General features: G+C 59.1%; 16 protein-coding genes, 1 tRNA gene and 2 pseudogenes. 8 read left to right on the top strand and 11 right to left on the bottom strand.

Going from position 1 to position 24,988, the window contains the following annotated elements; translation table 11 throughout:
• Positions 1–45: 45 nt before the first annotated feature.
• The 4 genes and pseudogenes from QUH67_RS06330 to QUH67_RS06315 all read left to right on the top strand — a co-directional run bounded on the left by QUH67_RS06330 (position 46) and on the right by QUH67_RS06315 (position 6,309).
• The gene (locus tag QUH67_RS06330) at positions 46–441 is read left to right on the top strand and encodes a hypothetical protein (protein ID WP_300945819.1); all 396 of its coding nucleotides are present in this window, start codon (positions 46–48) and stop codon (positions 439–441) included.
• Between the two features lie 46 nt (positions 442–487).
• Positions 488–937: a hypothetical protein gene (locus QUH67_RS06325; protein WP_300947956.1), complete on the top strand. Its 450-nt coding sequence runs from the start codon at positions 488–490 to the stop codon at positions 935–937.
• Between the two features lie 2 nt (positions 938–939).
• Positions 940–1,491, top strand: a pseudogene (locus QUH67_RS06320) (SOS response-associated peptidase family protein); the annotation flags it as partial.
• A 459-nt stretch (positions 1,492–1,950) separates the two neighbouring features.
• On the top strand, positions 1,951–6,309 hold the full coding sequence (locus tag QUH67_RS06315; RefSeq protein WP_300945817.1) for an NACHT domain-containing protein: 4,359 nt from the start codon (positions 1,951–1,953) through the stop codon (positions 6,307–6,309).
• A 32-nt stretch (positions 6,310–6,341) separates the two neighbouring features.
• Here the strand turns inward: QUH67_RS06315 and QUH67_RS06310 are convergent, their stop codons facing one another.
• On the bottom strand, positions 6,342–7,061 hold the full coding sequence (locus QUH67_RS06310) for a hypothetical protein (RefSeq protein WP_300945816.1): 720 nt from the start codon (positions 7,059–7,061) through the stop codon (positions 6,342–6,344).
• Between the two features lie 337 nt (positions 7,062–7,398).
• Here QUH67_RS06310 and QUH67_RS06305 point away from each other — a divergent pair, with 337 nt between their 5' ends.
• Both QUH67_RS06305 and QUH67_RS06300 read left to right on the top strand, forming a co-directional pair.
• Entirely contained in the window at positions 7,399–7,578 is a 180-nt protein-coding gene (locus tag QUH67_RS06305; RefSeq protein ID WP_300945815.1) for a hypothetical protein, read from the top strand.
• Between the two features lie 552 nt (positions 7,579–8,130).
• A complete protein-coding gene (locus QUH67_RS06300; RefSeq protein ID WP_300945814.1) occupies positions 8,131–9,102 on the top strand; it encodes a hypothetical protein in 972 nt (323 codons plus the stop codon).
• A gap of 430 nt (positions 9,103–9,532) precedes the next feature.
• Here QUH67_RS06300 and QUH67_RS06295 read toward each other — a convergent pair whose 3' ends face one another.
• The 9 genes and pseudogenes from QUH67_RS06295 to QUH67_RS06255 all read right to left on the bottom strand — a co-directional run bounded on the left by QUH67_RS06295 (position 9,533) and on the right by QUH67_RS06255 (position 21,931).
• Positions 9,533–11,839: a hypothetical protein gene (locus QUH67_RS06295; protein ID WP_300945813.1), complete on the bottom strand. Its 2,307-nt coding sequence runs from the start codon at positions 11,837–11,839 to the stop codon at positions 9,533–9,535.
• A 15-nt stretch (positions 11,840–11,854) separates the two neighbouring features.
• Positions 11,855–12,802, bottom strand: coding sequence for a nucleotidyl transferase AbiEii/AbiGii toxin family protein (locus QUH67_RS06290; RefSeq protein WP_300945812.1), 948 nt, complete (start codon positions 12,800–12,802; stop codon positions 11,855–11,857).
• Positions 12,789–13,643: a type IV toxin-antitoxin system AbiEi family antitoxin domain-containing protein gene (locus QUH67_RS06285; RefSeq protein WP_300945811.1), complete on the bottom strand. Its 855-nt coding sequence runs from the start codon at positions 13,641–13,643 to the stop codon at positions 12,789–12,791. Before QUH67_RS06285 ends, QUH67_RS06290 begins: the two co-directional genes overlap by 14 nt.
• Before the next feature lie 151 nt (positions 13,644–13,794).
• Complete coding sequence (locus tag QUH67_RS06280) at positions 13,795–14,853, bottom strand: hypothetical protein (RefSeq protein WP_300945810.1); 1,059 nt, start codon at positions 14,851–14,853, stop codon at positions 13,795–13,797.
• Positions 14,854–14,876: 23 nt separating this feature from the next.
• A complete protein-coding gene (locus QUH67_RS06275; RefSeq protein WP_300945809.1) occupies positions 14,877–17,507 on the bottom strand; it encodes a hypothetical protein in 2,631 nt (876 codons plus the stop codon).
• Positions 17,504–19,852, bottom strand: a complete 2,349-nt coding sequence (locus tag QUH67_RS06270; RefSeq protein ID WP_300945808.1) for an NACHT domain-containing protein — start codon at positions 19,850–19,852, stop codon at positions 17,504–17,506. Before QUH67_RS06270 ends, QUH67_RS06275 begins: the two co-directional genes overlap by 4 nt.
• 608 nt (positions 19,853–20,460) lie before the next feature.
• Positions 20,461–20,664: pseudogene (locus tag QUH67_RS06265) on the bottom strand (transposase); the annotation flags it as partial.
• 649 nt (positions 20,665–21,313) lie between these two features.
• Positions 21,314–21,388 (bottom strand) — tRNA-Glu (locus tag QUH67_RS06260).
• A 204-nt stretch (positions 21,389–21,592) separates the two neighbouring features.
• On the bottom strand, positions 21,593–21,931 hold the full coding sequence (locus QUH67_RS06255; protein ID WP_300945807.1) for a hypothetical protein: 339 nt from the start codon (positions 21,929–21,931) through the stop codon (positions 21,593–21,595).
• On the opposite strand from QUH67_RS06255, the gene QUH67_RS06250 reads away from it, so the two are divergent.
• On the top strand, positions 21,930–22,973 hold the full coding sequence (locus QUH67_RS06250) for an RluA family pseudouridine synthase (RefSeq protein ID WP_300945805.1): 1,044 nt from the start codon (positions 21,930–21,932) through the stop codon (positions 22,971–22,973). The genes QUH67_RS06255 and QUH67_RS06250 overlap by 2 nt on opposite strands.
• 215 nt (positions 22,974–23,188) lie before the next feature.
• On the top strand, positions 23,189–24,088 hold the full coding sequence (gene rpoH, locus QUH67_RS06245) for an RNA polymerase sigma factor RpoH (protein WP_300945804.1): 900 nt from the start codon (positions 23,189–23,191) through the stop codon (positions 24,086–24,088).
• A gap of 260 nt (positions 24,089–24,348) precedes the next feature.
• Here rpoH and QUH67_RS06240 read toward each other — a convergent pair whose 3' ends face one another.
• Positions 24,349–24,972: a peptidoglycan recognition protein family protein gene (locus QUH67_RS06240; RefSeq protein ID WP_300945803.1), complete on the bottom strand. Its 624-nt coding sequence runs from the start codon at positions 24,970–24,972 to the stop codon at positions 24,349–24,351.
• Between the last annotated feature and the right edge of the window lie 16 nt (positions 24,973–24,988).

The following is a 24,988-nucleotide window of genomic DNA, read 5'->3' as shown; positions in this document are numbered from 1 at the left end:
TTTCTACGGACTCGACATTCGTTCTTGTTATGTTCTAATGCGGACATGACTGACCGACCCGCGAGCTGGCGCATGCCGACGCCAAAACAGATGGAAAAGCTGGCTGCCGGTACCGTCCGGAAGCAGGCAACCCCGGTGGCGGCTCCCGAGGAACCGCTGCCGCCCGAATATTGGGATTCGGTGCTCAAAGACCCCCGCGCCGCTATCACCGGCGCCGAATTGCGCCAAAGGCACCTCTCTGAAATTCAGCGCCACGTCCTGCGCGTCAGCTGCCGCCGCTGCGATCGAACGTTGGAAATCCAGACCGTCGATGCGGTCCGGCTCAATGGCGGAAATGCAATCTGGAAGGACGTCGCCCAGCGGTTACTCGACAACACCTGCCAGCAGCGCACCGGAAGGCATGAGGAAGACGGGTGTTGGCCGGCGTTCGAGGCGCCCTGACCTGCACCGCATTGCCGATCCGCTCTCTCTGCGCTTGGATGTCCGGATGGAGCCAAAGTATCACCCCACACTCCTTTCGGGCGGCGATCGCAAGGCTCTCGCGAAGGCGCTCGGCAAGTCGCGCGCGATGGCCAGTATTCTGGCCACGCAGTCGGCCGAGATGCGAGCCAAGGGGGAAGCGCTGATCCAGCAGGCCGACAAACTTCTCTGCGAAAGCTGTAACGAGCGGATGTGGAGCGACGGCGAGCCAATCGATCCGTCGCCGACCATCGACCAGGCCGTCAACGGCGGCTTCCCGTGGCTGGAAAGCCAGTGCGCGCGTTGCAAGACGCCGAGTGACGTCGATCTTGCGGCGATGATGCATCCTCCGACCACGTTCGTGCACGATCTCGCCAGCCGGCTGCGCTGCAGGAAGTGCGTGAAGGCAGGGCGGCGTCCATCGGCGACCCTGCTCCAACTTGCATCGCATACGCGCCATCCTCGAACCGAAGCCTGAACATGTGCAATCTCTACTCGATCACCACCAATCAGGCGGCCATCAGTGCGCTGTTTCGCGTGGTCAACCGCTACGTCGGCAACCTCGCGCCGATGCCAGGCGTCTTTCCGGATTACAAGGCGCCGATCGTGCGCAACGGCGCCGAAGGCCGCGAGCTTGCCACTGCACGGTGGGGAATGCCGTCATCCCAGCAGGCCTTGATGGAGGCGACCAAGAAGCGGGCCAGGAAACTTGAAGCCATGGGCAAGCCGGTCGACTTCAAGGAGTTGCTCCGCATGGAGCCGGATGGCGGAACGACCAACATCCGCAACGTGAAAAGCAAACACTGGACGCGATGGCTGGGACCCGAGAACTGCGTAGTGCCGTTCAACTCTTTCAGCGAGTTCAACAAGGCCGAAGGCGGCGACATCTGGTTCGCCCTCGACGAGTCCCGTCCCCTCGCCTGTTTCGCCGGCATCTGGACCAACTGGACATCGGTCCGAAAAACCTCACCCATTACTTGTATGACATCCATAGCCCCTCATTTCGCCGCGAATACCACTACCTTCCCAAACATGTAGGCCCGGCGCTAATCGGCCGAGATGCGTATTCGCTTGTTTAATTAACCATGCTTACCACAACTCGCCGGCTAGTTGTGGGGCACGCTTTTCGCTGAGGGATCGGCCCACCCCACCGTCCAGACCGACGATCAATTGCTGTCTGCTCCTACCACCGCCACCCTGCTGAGTTTCGAACCGAGCACTGTCGGACGGACGGCTGAACGACCTGGCGAGCCTCAACAACATCCGCAGTGGCGCTGCGGCGCCTACCGTAGCGCGCCCGCAAGCCTCACGAGAGTCATCTCGCCGGCGACAGATGGATGACCGAACACGGCTAACCCGATGACCCTCGCCTCGATCTGGCCTTGGTGATCCTTGGTTGATTAAATCGGCCACCATTCTCCCGTGGTTGCACAGTGCTATTCTAGCATCATCGAATCAGACACCTCCCTCCGATAGGCCAGTCACGCCGCCATGACACCAATCGCCACTGCTGCCTCCACCCCATCATCCATCAAGCGTTCGTTTCGAGATCTGTCGGATGTCGAGGTCGCGGATATCGAAAGGGCTTCAACCCTCGCGCGCATGGGCTGGAGCGGTGGTTTTGGCTGGGACGAGCTGTTGCTTTCGCAACGCGTCGTCATGGTGTCCGAAGCTGGCGCGGGAAAGACTTACGAGTGCCAAACACAGCAGGCCAGACTCTGGAAGGACGGCGAACCAGCGTTCTTTCTTGAACTCGCGACGCTGGCCGGCAGTTCGGTCCGCGACATGCTGACTTATGACGAGGAACAGCGCTTCGACGCGTGGCTACGCTCCCAATCCGAGATGGCGACCTTCTTCCTGGACTCCTACGACGAACTTAAGCTGACGCTTGGGAGCTTTGAGCAAGCGCTGAAACGTCTCAACAAGGCGCTGGCCGGCCAGCTCGGACGCGCGAGAATAATCGTCACGACGCGGCCAGTACCTATCGACCGCGAGCTTTTTGCAGAACATTTGCCGATTCCAACTGCGCGAAACGCGACTTCTACAGCCGAAGCGTTCGCCGACATGGTGATGGACCGGAACCAACAAAAGACCAAAGACGAAACGAGGCCAAAACCATGGCGCAATGTCAGCCTGATGCCGCTGTCGACAGAGCAGATGGGCGAATTTGCCGTGCTCCAAGGCGTAACCGATCCCGATAAATTGCTGGCCGACATTCGGGAGCGCGATGCGGAACAATTCGCGGAACGCCCACAGGATTTGATCGAGTTGTGCTCCGATTGGCGCGAGCATCATCGCATTCGTTCCCATCGGGAACAGGTTGAGAGCAACATCGCCACCAAGCTGAAGCCGAGGACGGACCCGAAGGAGAGAGTGGAGTTATCGCAAGACACGGCGATTGAAGGCTCCAGCCGCCTGGCTCTCGCTGCGCTGCTGACCCGAAAGCTTACCCTGCGCCACTCGGCAGATGCGGACAGCATCCACGCAAGCGAGGCAGCGCTGGACGTTTCCAAGATTTTGCTGGACTGGAGCGACGCGGCGCAATCGGTCCTCCTGGAGCGCGCGCTGTTTGGTTTCGCCAGCTATGGCCGCGTTCGATTTCACCACCGGTCCGTGCTCGAATTTCTTGCCGCGAAGCGCCTCGACGCCTTGCTTACCCGCGGTGTTTCGATCAAGTCCATCAAGCGGCTCTTGTTCGTAGAGACGGCGCAGGGGGCACGGACGGTCCGTCCGTCAATGCATCCGGTGGCCGCGTGGCTGGCTCTTTGGCACCACACCATCTTTGATGATATCGTGGAACTCGATCCGGCGGTCGTTTTGGATCACGGTGACCCGCAGTCGCTGAGCACGGCCCAGCGGATCAGAGCGCTCGACGCTTATGTCGAGCGCTACGGCCGCGGCGGCTGGCGGGGCCTCAGCACCCCGGAAATTCAGGTTCATCGGTTCGCTTCGCCGGAACTTGCGCCGAGTGTTAGGCGGCTGTGGAATTCCGGGATCGAGAATCCGGAAGTGCGCAGCCTTTTGCTCCGGATCGTCATTGCCGGAAAGCTAAAGGATTGTGCGGATATCGCTTATGCGATTGCGATGGATGCTGCCGGCGATGACTATGAACGAAGTCTCGCAACGGAAGCCTTGGTGCAACTGAACGACAAGCATCTCGAAGCACTGGCAGACTCGCTCGAAAACGAGCCTGCTCGGTGGCCTGACGCGATGGCCCGCCGTGCGCTGATCACCTTATTCCCCACCCACCTCTCGGTAAGCCGATTGTCACGCATATTGAAGCGCGTGAGGCAGAATACCCGTGGTATCGGCGAACTAAATCACCGTCTGCCACACGAGATTGAGACCGCGGGCCTCTCACCCGAGGATCTTGATGAATTGCGCCAAGCGCTGACGGATCTGATCCTTGATGGAATCGCGTGGGCCCGTGACAAATACCCGCATCTACGAACGAAACGCTACGAGCTGTTGCCGACGCTCATAGCAACATGCCACCGGCAGGCAGCTGAAGGCGTCCGAACGGAAGCATGGATTTCGTCGAGCTTGCTCGCAATTCGGCTCTCAAAAGATGAGCATGGCACTGACCAGCAAGCTCTCGCCGGATTGCGACGCGCGATCCGAGAACTTTCTCCGGAGGCTCGAGAGACGGCCTTTTGGACGGAAAATGCTTTTGTCGCGACGATTCATAAGGTTCAGGACGCCTGGCAGCGCATCTTCGACTTGTCCCACCATGGTGGCATCCAGCTCAGCGACAAGGATGCTGCGTGGGTTCGAAAACGCCTCGCCGACAGTCAGGAGCCACTCGATCATCGCGAGATGATGCTGTGGGCCGAGATGGTCTTGCTCACAACCAACATGACCGATCACCGGACGCTGCTTGAAAGCCTCAAGCCGCTTGTTTCGGATTCGTCTGTCCTCGCGACAATCATCGATAATCGCCTGAAGCCGCAAGAGGGCTCTGCCGAATACCGCCGTATGGAGGCGGAGCGAGCAAAACAGGCAAAGCAGGCCGAACGCCGCACAGCCAAGGCACATGCGAGTTGGGGGACGTTCTGGCGTGAGATCGTGCAAAATCCGGACGCCGTTTTTACTGCGGATCGGGCTGAAGGCACGGCTTGGGACTTATGGCGAGCGGTCGAGCGCTCCGGCGAAAAAAGTCGCGCTTCGGGATGGAACCGGCGCTTCATCCAAGAACAGTTCGGTGCGACTGTCGCTGACCGGCTTCGCGAAACCATGATGGCTGCTTGGCGCAAGGATCGACCGACACTGCGCAGCGAACGTGCCGAAGGAGAGGAAAACACGTTCCTCGTTCGATGGCAGTTTGGTCTAGCCGGGATTGCAGCGGAGGCGGAAGACCCAAACTGGGCGAAGCGGTTGACGGAGAGCGAAGCTGAACTCGCCTGCCGTTACGCGCCGCTGGAGTTCAACAGCTTTCCGTCGTGGCTCGAAACAGTTGCCGTCGAGTATCCGCAAGCCGTGGACCGTGTCCTTGGTCAGGAGCTCAGCCTGTCTCTGCGCGAGGTCGCGAGCACAAACGGCTATTCAATGTTCCTGCAGAACATCAATCATGCACCGGCCATCATAGCCGCACTCTTTGTTCCACGTATCCGCGCTTGGTTGGCCGAGGTGGCGCAGAGCGAGACTCGCCCCAACGATCAGCAGTATGAGCAAAACCTGCGTCAGGCGATCGAAATCTTGGTCAAATCGGGTACCGATGATGATCGCCGTTTCATAGAGTTAGCCGCACAGCAACGTCTCGCTGGGGGACTCACCGTTCCTTTCGCGAAGGTGTGGTTGCCGGCGCTTCTAAACCTAAATCCGGGCGCAGGCGTCGATGTCCTGGAAAAGGAGCTCGCGAATACGCCGGCCGCCAAGCTGGGCTCCGGCGTTCAGTTATTTGCGGACCTTTTCGGCCACGAATACGGCGGTCTTGGCTTCGATCTCCACGGGCCTGGATTTGGACCACAGCTTTTGCTTCGTCTTCTCCGGCTCGCCTATGTCCAAGTTCGGATAGGCGACGATACGCAGCATGAAGGGTCACATTCACTCGACACCCGAGACCATGCCGAGCGGGGGCGGAGCGCAATCTTAAGCGCGCTGTTTGCTTCAACTGGCCCCCAAGGCTGGGCGGCAAAGATCGAAATGGCTGGCGATCCGTTGTTTGCGCACATCAAGGACCGCACCATGGCGCTCGCACAGCAAAAAGCGGCGGAGGAAGCGGACAGCGTTGCGCTGGCGGAGGCCGAATTCTCAATTCTCGACAAGACCGGAGAGGCGCCGCCAAAGACCCGCGAAGCGATGTTTGCGCTCATGCAGGATCGTCTCGATGACATTGACGACCTGTTGCTTCAGGATGTTTCGCCACGCGAACTATGGGCCAGCATCAGAGACGAGCACGTGATGCGGCGAGCATTAGCCGGCGTCCTCCGGGACGCCGCCAGGCAAAACTACACCATCGATCAGGAGGCGGTAACGGCGGATGAGAAGGAGACCGACATTCGGTTTCGATCGACTGCATCCGGACAGCAAGGAACGATTGAACTCAAACTCGGCGATGAGCGTTCCGGCACCGACCTGTTCAACACGATCCACGATCAACTTTTGACCAAGTACATGGCCGCCGACGAGTGCCGGGCAGGATGTCTCCTCGTGACGATCGCAAAGGTCCGCGAGTGGGAGCATCCCCAGACCCGCAAGCTCATCGGGTTCGAAGAACTGATGTCCCTCCTGAACGATGAAGCGGAACGAATATCCAGGGAACTCGGAGGGACGGCAAAGCTGATGGCAAGGGGATTGGACTTGAGACCTCGACTGTCTTCGGAAAAGAGCTCTCGGGCGAGGCGCGGCTGAGAGTAGGTCACTTTACGACCTCTCGCAGCGGCCTAACCTGATTGCCTTGTGTTCTGCACGACCGATGACACTTCCATAAAGCTGACCAGCTTTGTATCGATGCCATGAAAGACGGCAGCAAAGTCCGGCACGAACGTGCCCCGTTTGGTGAGATTGTGACGTGCCTGCCGGCCGATCGCGTGCATGATGAAATCGGCGACTTCGAGGCCGGGCTCGCCCTCCTGCTTTCGCATGAAATAGCACTCGACCGGCAGCGGCTTCCCATTCTCCTCGAGAGAGAAGTTCTGGAATGCTTCCTCGACCAGGGGATCGGCGCGTTCCGACGATTCGAAGGTCACCGCGACTGAACGGAAGCGGGTCCACCTGGCGATGTCGACAATGCGTTGTTTGAGCACCAAAGCGATGGTCGGCAGAGGGCCAAGATTGTCAGCAAACGCGGTATCGACAGACACGATGGCACCAAACCGCGCAAAACGGCCCTGGCGGAAGAACGCGGCGGCCGCGAGAATCTGCTCGCGGGTCGCGCTCTGACCAAAGTCGCTGGCATGCAGTGGTGTATCCGGCGAACCGGTCGCCTGCCGCCTTACTTCGCGCCACGGCGTCCGAACGATAGCATCAAGATCTTGCGCGAGCACAGCGCAGCCGCCAAGGCCATATACGGGCTGGCCCGGAACCAGGGCTTCGTGACCGGTATCGTCAGCAAACACCGCTAAACAGTCGTTCGGTAGCTTCAGCTCCATCGGCGCAATCATTCCGTGACCCGGGGGCGGCCGATTCTGCCGATGCATACGGCGCATTGCAAGGCGTCCGCTGCGACGGGTTCGTTTGACGCGTTCGCTGGTCCTAGTTGCTTGATCGTCACGTCGGCAGTCGCAAATCCTCCCTCACTCCCGCACCACGCATCCTTGCTCGGCCTTATCGCACCTCTCGTCGGCTCACGGATGCAAGTGCTCCCGTCTACGCCAAGGCTTCGGCGGGCAGGGTCGCACTCCTCCGCTTCGCTCCGGTCTGTCGATGCATCCGCCTCCTCCGGCGCAACGGCCTCCCGCGAAGGCCGCGATTGGCGCGGTCAAAGCGATGGAGGAGACAATGCAGCCATGTACGATCGACGAACTGATGCACCTGACGCGAGACGAGCTTTGCGATCTCGCCGGCCGGATCGAAAGCGTTCTACCTGGTTTCGAAGCTGGCACGGTCGGGCGGCTGAACGCCCCGACCAGCCTCGATAACATTCGCCGCGCGATGGTGCAGCGCGGGCTTCATTTTTAACAAAGCAGCTGCCCAATAAAAAAGCCGCGTCCTGCAGGACGCGGCCTCCGGTACCCCGGACTTGAGGTGAATATACAGGAGTTCGCTGCTGCATTCAACGACGCGGCAATTGCCCGAGGGGTACTGGCCGTCGTTCCGACAGCCGGCCCGACTACACACGCCAGAATCTGGCTGCTCGTCCCCTGCTATCCCATGTTCTTCGAGTGCGCGGATCTCCTGCGCAGCGATGAAGTCCAGCAGAACTGATTTCCGCGCAAAGCATTGAACCAAGCCTGAAGAGCGGCAGCCGTGGCCCCAGAACCTCAGCCAATTGATCGCGACAAAGATACCGCCCCGGGTTGCTGAGTTCTTGCGCGATTCGGACAACTCGTCCAACGTGTCTCCATTCGTCGCTGGAGTTTACCGCATTACTTGATGACCTCGACCCCACGCTTCTTGAGCCTGTCGCTAAGCCGCTTAGGGTGCCGGGCGAGTTCGCGCATACGGAAGCGAGCGTGCTAAAACGTTCTTTGAACGAGCCAAGAAGTCAGAACCGAACGCGGGAGAAACAAAGTGAATGAAGACGACGCAAAGCGCTACGTCGCTGAACACGTCGAGGTGTCGCGGCTTCATGTCACGATCGCCAAAGCGTTCATTCTGGAACACTTCCATCCGACGACATCCGAACTCCTCAGCCAATTCTTGGTGTCGGTTGATGCGAAGATGCCTCATAGGCTCGTACTTCATTCCTCGGTCGATCCTCTTCCCACGTTAGACGGCGTCGTCAACGCGATCTCGTGGCAACTCGCCGCGTGCGAGGCGATTTGGGGTCTCATTGCAAATGCCGCTGTCTTTCCAGCATCAAGCGGACTGTGCGGCGGGTTTGGGACGCTGCCATGGACAACCGTCGTGCCTGGAAGCGGTGGCACTTCGTCGGGATTTTCTCTCGACGAGTATGCCATTCAGGTACCCGATAAACTGGCGCTTCCAAGGTCGACAAGTCCCGATGTCGACCTGCCCCTTACCGATCCTGACCTTTATCTGAAGGAGCTCAACCTACCCGGTCTTCTCCCGGCGGTCGAAATGGCGCTCCGCGAGGCGGTGCGATGCATCCGGCACGAACTCTATATGGCGTGTCTGGCGATGCTGGGCCGCGCGTCCGAGGCAGCGTGGATTGAAACGGGACTCGCGCTTGCCGCAGCCGTACCGGCCGGATCGTCGGTCAACGGGACTAAAATCGGCGACGAACTTCAAGATCCCTTTGTCGGAATCGGTCGCAAGATCAAGACCACACTCGATCTCTATGCTCACCAGCATGTTTTCAGTGGTATCGCGAAAGCAAGCGGCGTCAAACTCCAAGACCTTCGGAACTGTGTTGTCTGGGCAGATTGCGTGCGCGACTCCAGAAACTCAATCCACTATGGAGCTGAACCGGCAATGTCGAACTCCTACGAGAAAGTCGCGACACTTTTGATCGGCGCAGTGCCTCATATCCGCCTTTTGACCTCACTGACGGAAGCTGCGCGAAAGAACAAAGCGGAATAGCGAGGCTACGCATTGAGATCGGCATGGAGGTCTTTATCCTTGGTTATCCATTCAGGATTGAGCCTCCTGCTTATCCGGTCTGGAAACGTGGAAGCATCGCGTCCGAGCCGCAACTAGCTCGGATCACGACAGACTATATGCTCGTTGACACCGCGTCCCGGCCCGGAATGTCTGGCGCGCCTGTGATACGCCGAAGCTGGACAAATCATATGGTCGAACCTGGTGTCGTTGCGCTGGTTGATACCCCACTCAACAAGTTCGTTAGCGTGTATTCCGGCAGGGTCCCAACCAATCACCCCCACGAAGCCCAGATCGGGCTGGTATGGGGAGATTATTTGATCCACGAAATTATTGCAGGGAATATCAAAGACGAGTGGGCCGTCGTCGCCACAAGGATTACGCTATCCGCAACCCTTCCAGCCCTAGTATCTTACGAGAGTGGGAAGACGTCATCAGCTTGATCGGCGGCCGCGTGAAAGATGAAGATCGATTTGTAGGGCTCATCCCATTGCGCAGTGTTTCGACAGATCATTATGCACCTTTGCCGACCACTCATCTCAAATGCCTTGGATGCCAGCTCTTCCGCTATTTTATCCCGGCGCGTGGCATGCTGCGGCGGATATGCGTAAAACACCACGGCCGTATCGCGTGCCTCGGGCGGACTGATGACAAGTGAACATTCATTTTCCGGATCACGCCAGTCGCGCTCGACCTGCTTCTTCAGCTTCGCCAGGATCTTCTCGGCCTTCCTCTGCTCCTCCCAACTCGCACATCGCAACAGGTCCGTCGTCACCGTCGTCCAGCCTGCAAACGCGCGGCTCTCGATCGCGCTGATGAGCGCCGAAAAATAGGGACTAAGTTTCGGCGTCGGCTTTCGAACCACAACGCCTGCGTCCCGGCTGTTGTAATAGTGATCGACGGCCGCCGACATTCCTGTCAGAGCGAGTGAGACGTTCTCCTTTTCGAGATCGCCAACGTTGAAACCTGTATCGAGATAGAAACCTAGAAAATCCATCTCATCCGCAAAAATCCGGAGCGCTCTTTGTAGTCGTCCCCGCTCCGCAAAGTAGTGAAGGAAATAGGCAGGCCTTCCTAGTATATCGATGGCCGCTTGAAAATCAGCGACATTGAGCGTCGACGCCAACATCAGAGAACGGGGAATCCAGCCGGCCTCTTTCAGTTCGCCTTCGGCCGACGCGAGTATGGAGAAATCGTCCAGCGTCACCGAGATGCGGACAACTCGCTCAGTGCCGGCGAAGTCAAGGCCGAAAGGCGTTAGGGTTGCGGCCGCATTGCGGTCTCCGGCTTTCGCCTCCCAGATGATATTCTCGAGGCGACTCGACTGCTCTGATGGCGCGACGATAAGGTCGGTGACATGCCGCCGGACGCGGTCGGGTGCGCCTCTCAATCCCGGCGCCGTTAATGCCGCTGATTTATCCTCAATGATCACAACGGTTTTGTCGATAGCCGCGACGTGGTCGGTTTCATATTCGACCTCATCGCTGCGCCATTTGATGCCGTGACGGAATTGAGCCGTCGGTAATGCCTCGGAGAGCAGTCTCTTCACCTTATCTTCGAGATATGCGGCGCGCCGACTTTCGAGGCTCTTGCTTAAGCCTATCTTGTCTGCGAGCGAGCGCATCACCTCGTGGATGTGGCTGAAGAGACTCTGCGGCGCTGGGCAAAAATAAGCACTGCCGACCTTGAGGACAGGAGAACGCCAGACTGGATTGGCCATAAATAGTCGTTCTGGGTCCTGACCACTTAGGTCGCCAGGATGCAGCGACAATGCATCTAATACGGCGCCGGTTGTGTCCACGGTAAGCCCGGAGCTTTGCGCCACTTGTTGGGCGGCGAAGCTCATAGCGACCACCAACGAAATGCTAGCGTGCGCCAAGAGTCTGAACTTGACTTGTTCAAGCGTCACGTCGTCCGGAATGGCGCGCAGGAATTGCTCGGCGTCTTCCTTCATCTCGGGATGATGTTTGAAGAAGGCCCGAACCAAGCGCGGGATCGTCCTCTCACGAAAGGCGAGCTTTAACCGCTTGAAGTTCTCGGTATTGCGATCTTCGAGCAACCGAACGAGATGTCGGCCCGTAGCGATAAGATCGGACGCGGCAAAGCCATGGGCGTTACGAAACGCATCATCCAAGGGTGCATAGAGCTCGGATGAGATCTGCACGACTTCGGAGAAATAACCCCAATTTCGCACCATTTGCGTATGCATGCGCAGTCTCTCCTGAAGCGCCAAAACCGTCCGGGCTTGGAGATCGGACGCTTCTTCGATGGCTTTGAAGCGGCGCGCAAAAAATGCATCGGCGAGATCAACAATCGAGTCGATTATCTTTTGGATATCGGCTGGTGATGCAGGCGGTTCGCCCCACTCCGAGATGGGAAGCATCAGCATCAGCGCCTGAAGCAGCTCGATATGATGCTGCTCGATCTTTGGGGTGAGCCGTTTAGCGGAAACGCCAGCATCCGAGACGGGGGCGGTTAGACCGTACCCCGCCATCACCGCGATTATGTGCGGCGGATATCTCTCGCGAAAGCCTTGTAGGATCGTCTTAATAAGCGCGGGGAATTGCTCGGTCTTGCGGTCCGCCATCTTGAGAAACGCCGCCCGAATGGCGGCAGGCTCAGCGGTTGATAACGGGCGCCGAAACAGCTTGAGGCCGGGCTCCGACTTTGGATGCGGCTTTCTCGGCTTGCCGTGCTGATCGGTTCTTCGCCGCTTCATAGACCGCTATTGAGATCAAGTTGGGGGTGTCGTTTGTGCTGGTTCGGTCCCAGGGTCGGCGAGCACCTCTTCAAGCCTCGCGACGAGGACGGCACGCTTGTTCGCTGAGAGTTTGTTGAGATTCTTCTGCCGCCAGCGCACCGCGGGAAGTTCCGCCGCATTGGGCACACCTAACAGATCCCAGTCGGGCTCGCCACGCTCAAACGAGATGAGGAATTTGCGATGATCGGCTGGCATGTCGCCCACGATGGACTTTATCAACGTCGCACGGGCGGCAAGTAGATCGGCAAGCTCCACAGGATCGCGTGTCATTCCCGAGAAGCCATGCTTGAACGCCGGCTCAATATTCTTGAGGGTCGGCGCCAACACCTCCGACATGGGGCGGTCGTGGCTGAGCAGATAGACGATAAAGGCCTTGCGTAAAGCGTCGCTGATACCTTCGTTCGCGATCAGGTCGCGCACATCAAAGAGATCACGGGGATGCTGGCGGTCCAGGGCAGCAACGGTTTTCCCGGCATAAAGGTCTTCGAAGGACACAGTCCGCGCCTCGGCAAAGCCAAACTCTTCTTCGACTGCGGGCTTGACAGACACAAGCTTGGGTTCGAACACGCAACCGCGCAGAACGGGCGTTACCTCAATCTTGATCTGAACGCCTTGGGAACGAACGGTCAGTTTGACGACGGCGTTTTCGGTCTTGGCTTCGGTGATCTGGGCGTCCGGAATGAGGACTTTGATCTTGCCGGCGATACGCTTCATAGCGGCATCGATATCCGCGAGAGATTCTGCGCGTGGTGCTACCGGCAAGTAGGTAAGATCAATATCGACGGAGAGGCGCGGAAGATCGCGAACAAACAGATTGATCGCTGTCCCGCCCTTGAGGGCAAAACACTCCTCCTCGGTGACCAGAGGAAGAACGCGGATCAGCAGGGCGACTTGCCGTTTGTAGATGTCAGCGAACGCCATTCAGATCCTCAGGAACCGTTATGTGGTAGGTGGGGTCGAGGACGCCGCCTTTGACGAGCATACGCTTGCCGCTGCCCAAATCGACGGCTTCCTTGTCGAGTCGCTTGAGCCAGGGCTGCCTGTGTCGGTCAGCAAAGTAGAAGAACAGGCGCTTGACCTTAACGCTGGAGCAATCCTTCAAGAGCTTTTGCAAACGAACGGGGCGCAAATTGGCGAGGCCGCCGAACAGGGCATCGACCTGCTCAAAGGTCTCGTGATTGGGTAACTCATCGAGCATCTCGAATAGTGCACGCTCAGGCGTCGATAGCGTCAAAGGCCAATCCCACTGGCCCCAGCTCAATGCGGTTATGTCGCCGCCATGCAAGCCCGCCACATCACGCGCCTCGCCTGTATCGACATTCCATTTGAGACTGCCGAGGCCTTTGGTGACGGGGTCGTTTTTGAAGAGCCGTCGATCGTTGTGATAGACGAACTTGACCTTGAGCGGCAGTTTGTGAACCCATGCAGGTGGCGCTTTGGGACCGTAGAGATGGACGGTCGTGCTCGATTGCGCGAGGTAGTGGGCGTACCCCTGCAATTCGAGTGCGGTGCGTCCACCGACGACGAGCGGCGAATAGTTGAGGATGGTCTGGAGCGATATGACGACCTGCTGCCAGCTCAATGCTCCACGGGGCCGGCGAAAGACGCTGCGCGCGGGTTGTTCGAGCCAGCCAGATTTCACGTAGAGATGTTGCAGTTGGGTCGAGTACCCTTGAGCCTTCAGCCAAGCAGCGTCCACCAGCATTCCTTCGGGGAGTTTGCTGGCGAGCTGGTTTAGAAGACCTGCCGTTTCTCTACTCATACTTGATAATATAGCACATTTTCAAACCGCCAGCCAGTTTGAAAAAACTCATGAAAATCAATACGGTATTGATTTTCAGGCAAAAATATAAACCTTCTAGCTATGGCCCTTACAGACAAGCCGTAGACGCTTCAAGTCGCGTGCGCAGCAACTACCGGCACCAGTGAACGGGCAGGAATGTGATCGTGTCGCGCGTTCGCTTAGGTTCAAATTCAATGGCGCCGAACCGAATCTTGCCGTCCTCGTCAAGACAGAGCTGGATGCACAACTTCTTCAGTGCAAGTCCGTCGTGCCCAAGCCAAACAAGAATCTTTTCGGCTCCTTCTTTGACGCTAGCATTGCGCTCACCGACCTTGTCGCGGTCCGTAAAGTATTGACCGACCGAGCCCGCGACGATATCGGCCGCGCTCAACAGATCAAGGTAATCGGTGCTGCGTTCACTGAACGGCAGCGCGCCTCCGATGAGGCCGAATTGACGTGACGTGTAGAGATTGAGGACGTTATGAAAGAGCGCAAGCAAACGGTTGTGCGCTTTCAGATCGGGACAAATCGCGTCGTGATCCGACATCCAGAAAATTTTCTGTCGCTCGTGCCCGAGCAAGGCGGTCAAGAATGCGGCCGTATGAACGACGCGAAGTGCTTTTTCCGCGACCTGAGGCTTAAGTTTTCCAAAGCCTTGCTCTTCTAGCCTTTTGACCAAAGCATTTCCGGTCGACCTGCCTTGCGGGCCAAACAGCGAGACAATGCGCTTGTGCACGACGACGGTGAAGAGAAGCCCGGGTACATATCCGTTGAGAACGTCCAAATAGGGCAGCAGCGCGTTGCGCACAACGCCCATCCCAAAATCCTTAAATTCAATCTCCTTGTCTCCGAGCCCGCATTCTGAGCGGAGCTCCTTCATCTTCATCCGAAATGTATCCAGCGAGCCCCAAGCGCATATCAGAAACGAGTATGTGAGATAGCTGCTGGAGGAGTGTTCGCCACCATAGTCCGAGAAAATTCCAACCGTGCTGTTCGCGAGCGCACTCAAATCAGGCAACAGCAGCAGTCCGGCGGCGTCACGCTTCTTGAGTTCCGCTTCGATTGCGACAACCAAAGGGGAATATTGGCCCTCATGCTCCGGCCTAAGCATGTTGAGGCCTGGGTTGTGGAGAATGAGCTGACGGGCGTTGGCAATCAAATCGGGATCGAATGAAAACCTCATGGCCATGCCCGTTCTCTATTTGCCGTCCATCATCGCCAAATCTCGCCGAGTTTGAATGTCAGGGCCTGCGCCGCGGGCCAACCAGCGCGCACAAACACATCCAAACAATCCATGAGATCGTCCAGCCGAGCCCGATCAGCAAAGACGCCACGATAGTCGGCCAAGTATCGTTGGACAATTCGTACAATCAGATCCGCGCCCATCGACTCGTCGCTGTATCCGCCTTGTTCGGCCGACTTTACCGCTTGCGCAATGAGCGCGAAAACACCGGGAGGATCGAGCGGGATGAATGTCTCAAGCGCCTGAACAAGATGATGAGCGACCGGAACAACAATTGCCTTGGCGAGGCGAGCCAAGATCGGCTTCGTCTCCCAGTACAGTCGTGCGCGCGGCGGAGAGACATCATCAGGGGGGATGGAGCCGTTGTAATGCGTCCCGGCGGCGAGATACAGCCTCAGCGCCACCTCGTTGAGTATACCGACCATGTCGCGGAGCGCTGCCTGGTCGGCGTCTGGCCACGTCGAGAACTGGCGGATATCAAGCGCCGTGGCGCGTTTCTCAATTTCTGAGAAGGCAAGCTCGGTAACAGTACGATAAAAGGCCAGAGTGTTCTGCCGCGGTCGATTGTCCTTAGCTTGCGGATTTTCTAAGCTTCCAGTCAACAGCTTGTCCGAATATCGCGCGACAAGATGCTGGATGCTCCCCGCATTGCTTATCACGTCATCGATGAAGCTCTCCGCGAATTTATCGGCCTCGGCATTTGTTCCGAGGATATGAATATCGAAAATAAGGGTTGCCGCGGAGAGTCGGCACGCAGCCATCCCCGCCATCTCCTTGTTACGATAGCGGCGGATAACCCCCTTCGCCGCGCGAACGCTGCGTGGAACGTCCTGATAGATGATGGCGGCCAGCGCACCGATAGCGCTATCCACGAGACCTCGCGCCGGCTCCTTCGCAAGAACATGCTCCAATTCTGACCAAACCCAATTCGGATCGAGGCTGCGAAGCACTGACAGGTTCTGGATGATTTGAAGTCGGACCTCCGGAACTCGATCTCTCGCGAGTTTGCGGATGGCGGTCATGACTTGCCGATCCTGCTTTTGAGATGCACGCGTAAGATCGATCAGCCCGTGTGCCGCCTCCGTGCGAGCCGATTGTCCGCCCCATGACAGATTTTCATGGAACTGATCGTCGCGTTCAGCGTCATGGCGCGGATATTCGCTGCCGGCGCAGAAAAGCAAAATGCGTTTTAGCGGCGTCTTGACCGTAGGTTCTGCCAGCACCTTCGGTGCCGCGTGCGCAATACGTCCGGCAACGTACGCCACGTGTCCGATGGCATGTTCGAACAGCTTGTCCGGAACTCGACCATGAAAACGCTTGAGCAAGGCCTTTCGAGCATCATCGAGGACGACGAGATGCTGTTTCAAGGAAGACAATGAAAGATCTGTCGTGCGGTCGGACGTAACCAGCGCTTCGACGTCCCGCATCGTCTCGCGCAGCGCAGCACTTTCCGGATCATCGAGCGAAACGCCTTCCGACGCCAAATAGGCATCCGTATCGAAGGGGCGCGATGAGCTTGTGAATCGAACGGGCTGCGTGTTCGGGCGCGTTGCCCCTGTTTGTTCCAATGTCTCGATGAATGTGCGCATTTCCGCGCTTGCGATTGCCTCCTTCGGAATACAACCGATCAGCGCGGCCTTACTTCCGTCGCCGGCTCGATCGCTTGGCAACGACAAGATTGCGTGTTCGATCGCACCGCGTTTGGGCTCGGCGAGATGTGCGTATGCAGCGCCGATAAACGTTCCCAGTTGGTACCGCGTATCGGAACTCATCATGATCGGTGCGGCGCAGGCCAGCGGAACGAGCTGGTGTCCGTAGATCGACGGATGCCTCGTGCCGGCAACCAGCAAACTTCCCCAGATGGCCGCAGGTACATCCGGTTCACGCGAGAGGGTCGAAAGTATTCGTTCAATTTTGCCCTGGGCGTCGGCATCGCTCGCAAGACCTTCCAGGAATGCGTCAAACTTTTTCAGCAGTACCGGCCCGTCCTGCATCGGCTGATATCCGCCACGATACCAGGAGCAACTCAAATCGGCCTTGAAACTCGCCGTGGTGGGACCGAGAGGGAACGACTCCGTCGATAGCTCGCCGGGACGGGGGAGACGGCGACGCTCTCGTTCCACGTAGCCATGCAGGCCGACAACAACGGCGCGGACACCCGCCTCAAGATTGTCATTCAGCAAGGCGGGGATGGCTTCCGACAACTGAAACCAGGCTCCCTCATAATCTTGCCGCCTGTTGGAGCGAAGCGGCAGAATCGCACTATTGCCAATGTTCGTAGCGTCGCCGGAGACTTCTACATAACCGTAGGCTGCACGATAAATATCTATGGCCAGGCCAGGATCACCCTTCGCAATACCCCTGATCTCATGAGCTATCCATCTCAGTTCTTTATAACCGTGATCCTTCAAGTGTCCGGGCTCGATCGCTTGCTTGAGTAACGCGGCCGACTCTGAAGGATCTGCGGCAAAGGTCTTTCCTACGGCAATGAGACCGTTGGCGATCATCAGCTCGAACCGGGGCGTTCGCGTCCAAGCGAAGCGCAAAAGATCCCGCGCGGCTTTTCCGACTGCGATCATTTGATCCGGGGTCGCGGTCATAGCGCCTCCACTGCCGTGGCAATTAATGCGCGCAAAGCCAACATCAACCGGTCCGAACCTATCGCCGCCAGCCGCTCGGCGAACTGCATCCATGGGCCTGCGTCCGGGCCCAGCAAGGGCACGCCCGCATTCTTGCGAACGAAAAGCGCGCCTATCATGTTTTGTACGACCTGTTCGGCGGCGCTCTTGCGTGGTTCCGGACCATTCAGCGCATCAAAGATGGGCTGCAGGTCGCCCAAGTCCCTTGTCTGTTCAACGGCAACCATAGGAGCGACGAGTAGCGCGACGCCGGGCAATCCGGTTTCCTGCCCTAACGCGAATGCCAAATTCCAGAACAGCGCGTGACCATCACCGGTATTCCACGCATCTGATAGCGCCAGCACGAGACTGGGACTAAGCATGAGCGAAAGCTCGCGACGCGCACGCAAAAGCGCGACCAGTCGAACAGCATCCCTTCCGCGCCCGAACACGAGCCGTGCCACGGCATAGTCGAACAGGACGTGATGGTTGAACAGCAGCACGCTTTCGTCGGGCTGTCCACCCTGATCCTCAGCGCGAAGAATTCCGTTGCGCTCCAGGTCGACCAATGCATCGGTATCAACCTCGGTGCGGACGTCGGCGCGCAGGACACGAAGAACTTGTGCGTCAATCATCGCGTTCACCACGGTGGTCAACGTAGCTTCGCGCGAGTCGTGTTTTCCGTCAGCCCGACGGATGCGATGGCGCCAATAGCTGTCGAGAAGTTCCGACTGGGTGGTGATTGCGCTCAAGTCCGAACCAGCGACGCCGGCGCGAAGCAAATCAGCCAGCAAGTGCAGATTGAAGATGTTTTGGAGCAAATCGCGCAGCTTTGGGGAAGCGGCGCTATAAAGCGCCCCCAGAGCTGGGAACAACTCTGCGATCTGGAGTATCTCGTGATCCGCCAACCGACCGACCGAAACGTGACAGACCCGAGAGAATTCGCGATCGGCCTGTGCCGGTATCGGCGGTTGGCCGCGAAACATCATTGACCATTCGGTGCCCTGACGAAGGTCGTACTTGCGAACTGACGCGATCACCCTCCAACGCGAACCGGGCAACCTGAGAACCGCTCCGACCACCTCGCGCAATAATTTCTGCGTTTCTGGCTTTCGGGCCGCATCGAGCGCATCCAAAATGAGCAGGCCCGGCTTCGAGCCCGGCCAGTTGTCGAGAACTTCGACCAGGCCGTGGCTAATGCCGAGTTCGGCATGAAGACCAGAGAATGTATCAACATTCAGCAGATCGACCGGAAGAAATACGACATCCTGCTGGGCCGCGATCGCGGTTGCTGCGAGCCGATACATAAGACCGCTTTTTCCAGCTCCCGGCTCTCCCACAAGCAACAGTGATTGAGAGGTTGCGGCATCCCGGAATTCGGGCCACGCAGCCCGCTCAATTGTCAGCTTCGGATCGTCGGCGAGAAGTCTAGTAAAGCTAGGCGCAGGCTCAAGACGGGCTGCCGTCCATCTCCTTAGAGCAGCGACATCACCGCGAAAGTCGGGAAGTGCCGTAAGCCGAATCCCGGCACGGGCGAGCAACTGTAGGAGCGTAGACCGGTCCGCTCCTGATCGTTCAGCGCGGAGGCGCGCTGCCAGCTTGAACAATTCCGAGACAGCCAAGCTGGCCTGCGTGGCGTCCTCCAACAGGTTTGCGCGAAACTGCTCAAGAATGAACTTCCTGTCTCGTCCGCCACTTTCGAGGTCAAGCTGATGCACCCAGATCAGCCGAAGCAGCGCATTGAGCTCCTTATCCGTCGGACTCTTGCGATAGGCGGCTTTCCAGGAGCGTTTAAGATTGGTCTCTACCGTCTTCGCTACATCCCTCTCAGACTGTGACACGGCCACTTGTTTCAGCGTGCGCACGTCGCTGCGATCTCGTACGCGGCGCAGAAGCTCCGGCAGCGTCACGATAACTTTCGACGAACTGGTGCTGGGGGTTGCAAGAACGAGCCGGTCACGTGATGAATCAAGCGGTCGCGACCAGGCGTGCTTGGAGTCAGCGGCGGCGCTTGCTTTTATCTGCCGCACGAATTGGTCGAGAGCGCCAGCAAAGCTTGAGGTCGCGGCCGAACTCATAGCGACACTGCGCTTGGCCTGAACGAAGATGATACCGGCGTGGCTAGTGACCGCGTTGACGTCGTCGACGGGCGCCTCCGATTGGCAGGCGAACGACACGATCTGCGTGCCAGCGTCGAGGTCAAATGGCGGATGTGCGCCACCACCGAGTAGCGCCGCATGGGCGTACCACGTGGCAACCAGCGTCTCGTAATTGCCCCCGGATGCTTCGGCCTTTCCCCCTGATGATGTTTTCTTCTTTTTCGGCATTTGCCTTTGACGCGCAGCGCTGGTGAAGGTGAGTTCCACCGAGCAAAGCGGAAATTAGAGTATCAGGGAAGCGGCAAGTTATACCGCTCGCCTTGCCTTCCTTGGTCGCGGGCAGACGACAACAGCACAAGGAGCACTTCTGCGCTGTGCGCGACCGAAATGGTCGAGGGACTTCGCATTGTTGGCGCAACATCGCGCTCGCAAAGACAAGGCGCAGACCTCGACGTGGATGCCGTCGGCGCGCTGCTGCTCAACGATTCCAAACGGGGCGTCGGACTTGGTTCGCCTTGATGCGTAGGTTGGCGCCACAGGCATGCATGACGACCCAAAAAGCATCGCTCGAACTGCCGCTTTGGGGCTGACTTTACGTCGAAATTTTTGTGCCGTTTTGTGCCAGTTTTGTGCCGCGGAGTTTTTGGGAGAGCTTGGTAGTTCGAGCCGGAATTTCTCTAACCCGTTGCGAAACAATGGTTTTCGTTCGCATAGAGTGCGAATGACTTGTAAGGCATGAAAAAGCCCGCCAGAGGCGGGCTCAGACCGCTGACAAACCCCGTCGATTTTCGGCGGGGTTTTGTTTTTGGGACGGGTCGATTGGGCTTGGTGGGGCTTCAGGCCCAGGCGGGGCGGAGCGCCAGGGCGAGAGCGATCTTCTTGATGTTCTGGGCGGCTGCGGCGAGCAGGCACTGGCAAGTGACGGCGAGCAGACCCCGAAAGCGCGCGTAGCGATGACCATGGAGTTGCTTGGCATCTGCAAAGGAGCGTTCGACCGTCTCCTTGCGGCGCTTGTAGATGCGCTTGCCCCACGGGGTGATCCCCACGTTCAAAAGCCGCCTTCTGGGGCCGTCCTGTAAGAGCATGCATAGGAGGAAGGCAAATTGTTCACTCGCCGGTGGCGCGCCAAACATAGGAAGCGTTGAATGTGCGGCGAAGCGTGACCTTCCGCGGAGCCGCGCGCGCTTATCAGTGCATAGTGCCGCCGCCGCCGTCGTCCGGCCGGCCGATCGAACCGCGAACTCAGGACTGTTGCAGTCGAACTGGACGCCTTTCAGTTCTCATTGGTTGAGTGAGATCAATGTGCTCTAAAGCAGTAAAAACACCGTTTGAAAAACCGTTTTAGTTTCGATTTCTCAAACGGCGATTTGTTGCAAGTGTTTGAATTAAATGGCGCGCCCGAAGAGATTCGAACTCCTGACCCCCAGATTCGTAGTTTAACGGTGAGGCAGTGGGGCCGGCGCAGCGAGGATTCGTTGCCGTTCGAAACGCAAAGCATGCATTCGCCTGTGCGCGACTTATTGCGCAGCGGATAGGTCAGTCAGCGCGTCAGATACAAACGACGCTGAACGCGAGCATAAGCTTCGGCCAGCAGAGTGACTAGCAACCCGCGTTCGCCAATGCTCGCCGAGGCTTATTCGACGGATATTCGACGACATTTCCAAACTAAATCTAACTATTTGAAATTGCTGGCGCTCCCTAGGGGAATCGAACCCCTGTTTCAGCCTTGAGAGGGCCGCGTCCTAACCGCTAGACGAAGGGAGCGTACGGGAGAGGGAATAGCCGCGAAATGTGCGGCGGGCAAGGCGGAAGGTGCGGTTTCGGGCTCCGGAGTGGGGATCCAACGGGCACCGTCACGGCCTTGAGATGGATTCCGGGTTCAGCCCTGCGGGCTGCCCCGGAATGACGGAAGGGTGGATGACGGCAGACCGGGTAACGACGATCCGGATGACGGCAGAGAAAGGTTAATCAGGGTTCGCTGATGAATTTCAGCTTTCCGGCCGGTTTCAGCGTCTTGGCGTCGAACGTGCGGATTTCGGTCACCCCCCCTATATCCAGCGTCACCACCAGTCGCTCGCCGGCCACCGCCGTGGAGACGATGCGGGCGCCCTTAGGGACGGTCGCGATGGTGTCGGTCGCGGACGCCGCGGGGCTTCCATCGCCGCGGTAAAGGCGGTACCCGACAGCCATCAGGACCACGGCCACCGCCAGCACCGAGGTCAGGCCCGCGATCAGCATCATCCGCCGCACCCGCGCCATCAGCGCGGCCTGCTCGGGGGTCGGTTCGGGGGCTGTGGTATCGGTCATGCAAGGCTCTCAACAAGGCGCGTCATTGGAACAAGGTTTTTCGTCGAACAGCGGACAACGGCTGGAGGTCATCGTCGGCGGCGACGAGGGATCGCCCCGGCTCGACCGCGTGCTCGCGGTGCTCCGCCCCGAATTGTCGCGCTCGCGGCTGAAGGCGCTGATTCTGGCCGGTTCCGTCACCGCCAAGGGCGCCCCCATCCGCGACCCCGCTTATCATGTCGTCGCGGGGGATACGATCATTATCGACGTGCCCGAGGCGGTGGCGCCGGAGCCTGCGGGCGAAAATATCGCGCTCGATATCGTCTACGAGGACGACGACATCATCGTGATCAACAAGCCCAAGGGGCTGGTGGTGCATCCGGCCGCCGGCCACGAGAGCGGCACGCTGGTGAACGCGCTGATCGCCCATTGCGGGGCCAGCCTGTCGGGGATCGGCGGCGTGCGACGGCCGGGCATCGTGCACCGGCTGGACAAGGACACGACCGGGCTGATGGTGGTCGCCAAGAACGACCAGGCACATCAATCGCTGACCGCGCAATTCGCCGACCACGGCCGCACCGGGCCGATGCAGCGCGGCTACATGGCCTTCGTGTGGGGCGTGCCCGGCCGCCAGCGCGGCACGGTGGACGCGCCGATCGACCGGCACGTTTATGCCCGCGAAAAGATGGCGGTGCGCCAGGGCGGACGCGAGGCGGTGACGCATTGGGAAATGCAGGCGACTTATCATGGGCGCGACGGCAAGCCGGTGGCCTCGCTGCTGGCCTGCCAGCTCGAGACCGGGCGGACGCACCAGATCCGCGTCCACCTCGCCCATATCGGACATCCACTACTGGGCGATTCGGTCTACGGCCCGCATTTCAAGACCAAGGTCGGGCACCTCGGGCCCCAAGGTAAGGAGATACTCACCGCGCTCGGCCGGCAGGCCTTGCACGCCTGGCTGCTGGCCCTGGAGCACCCCCGGACCGGAGAATTATTGCATTGGGAGGCGGCCCTGCCGGAGGATTTGCGTCTCCTGCAGGGCGCGCTGGAAGCGGCGGTATGACGCAGGCCATCCTGAAAAGGCCTGACATTACAAAAGATTAAGCCGCCCACACGGGCTCGTGACGTCAGTATTCCTTCCCTATTTGTTCGTTTTTGTGTATGTTGCACCTGCGCTGAATATCCAGCGCGGAACATCGCAGCCTGGTCGGCTTTAACCCAGCGATCACCTGCCTGGCCCGCCGCTATCGGGGGCCTGAACCAACTGGAGGGCGCTCAATGGCCCGTACAGCTACGCTGCCGGTTCTTAATGGAGAATCCGGCCTTTCCAGATACCTCGCCGAGATCCGCAAATTCCCCATGCTGGAACCCCAGCAGGAATACATGTTCGCCAAACGCTGGCGCGAACATGACGATCGCGAGGCCGCGCATCACCTCGTCACCAGCCATCTCCGGCTCGTGGCCAAGATCGCCATGGGCTATCGCGGCTACGGCCTGCCGATCTCCGAGGTCGTCTCGGAAGGCAATGTCGGCCTGATGCAGGCGGTGAAGCGGTTCGAGCCCGAGAAGGGATTTCGTCTCGCCACCTACGCCATGTGGTGGATCAAGGCGTCAATACAAGAGTACATCCTGCGTTCGTGGTCGCTCGTGAAGATGGGCACCACCGCGAACCAGAAGAAGCTGTTCTTCAACCTGCGCAAGGCGAAGAGCAAGATCTCCGCGCTGGACGAAGGCGATCTTCGCCCCGACCAGGTGGCGATCATTGCCAAGCGCCTCGGCGTGACGACGCAGGACGTGGTCGACATGAACCGCCGCCTCGGCGGCGACGCGTCGCTCAACGCGCCGATCCGCGACGACGGTGAAGCCGGCGAATGGCAGGACTGGCTGGTCGATAATTCGCCCAACCAGGAAGCCGTGATGGCCGAACACGAGGAGTTCGATCATCGACGGCAGGCGCTGAACGGCGCCATCGGTGTGCTCAACCCGCGCGAACGCCGCATCTTCGAGGCGCGGCGCCTGGCGGAAGACCCGATGACGCTGGAAGACCTCGCCGCCGAATTCGGCGTCAGCCGCGAACGCGTGCGGCAGATCGAGGTCCGCGCTTTCGAAAAGGTGCAGTCGGCCGTCAAGGGCACGATTGCAAAGGCGGAAGCCGAAGCGCTCGAAGCCGCGCATTGATCGCGGGATCGAGGTAACGATTACGGAAAGCCGGCGGCAACGCCGGCTTTTTGTTTTTGGGGTTCCGTTTTGCGGAGCTGTCTCCGCCCACTCCGCTGTCGTCCTCCGCGAAAGCGGGGACCCGGTACGCCGCGGTGGCGATGAGACAGCGTGCAATAGCAACAACCTCTGGAAGACTGGATCGCCCGGACAAGCCGGGCGACGACGAGGCAGCATGTGGAGTTGAGCGTGCTTGAACAGAAGCATCACGAGCGAGCGTCCTACTCCCCCCACTCCCGTGCCATCGTCGCCAACGCACAGCCTTCGCAATACCGCGCGTCCTTGTAGTCGATCCAGTTATGCGCGTAGACGCGCTCGCGCGGGATGTTGTAACGCGCGCGCAGCACCTTCACGAGGATCTTCCACGCCGCGATCTGTGCCTCGGTCGGGCCGCGGGTAACGTCGGGATAATTGCCGGCGAATTCGACGCCGATCGAGTTGGCGCCGATCACCTGGCGGTATGTCGCGCGGTTGTCGATGTACTTGTTGTCGTTGCGGTTGGCGCCGTCGCCATGGGTGGGAATGAGATGTTCGGCGACGGCCCAGTACACCGTGCCGTCCGTCTCCACCCAGACGGTGACGCCGCGCCGGGTCGGGTTCTTCGACTGCGCCTGCGCGCCGCCGCGCGCCGAGCCGGCCGGCCCTTCGGTCTGGTGCACGATGATGTTGCGCCAGGAATGGGCTTTTGAAAGGTCGCCCCATGGCGCGAGCCAGACCATCTTCAGTCCGGGAATGTCGGGCGTGCCCGACGCGCGCGCGATCGCGGCAAGATCGGGCGTCTGCGCCACGGCGCATGGGGAAAATACAAGGACGAACAGGGCGGCGGCGACGAGGCGAAAATTCATGCGCGAGGTCCGGTGA

Source organism: Bradyrhizobium roseum, assembly GCF_030413175.1.
GTDB classification, from domain to species: Bacteria; Pseudomonadota; Alphaproteobacteria; order Rhizobiales; family Xanthobacteraceae; genus Bradyrhizobium; species Bradyrhizobium roseum.
Note: the sequence above shows the minus strand (reverse complement) of the source record. Positions and strands in the feature narration are given on the sequence as shown.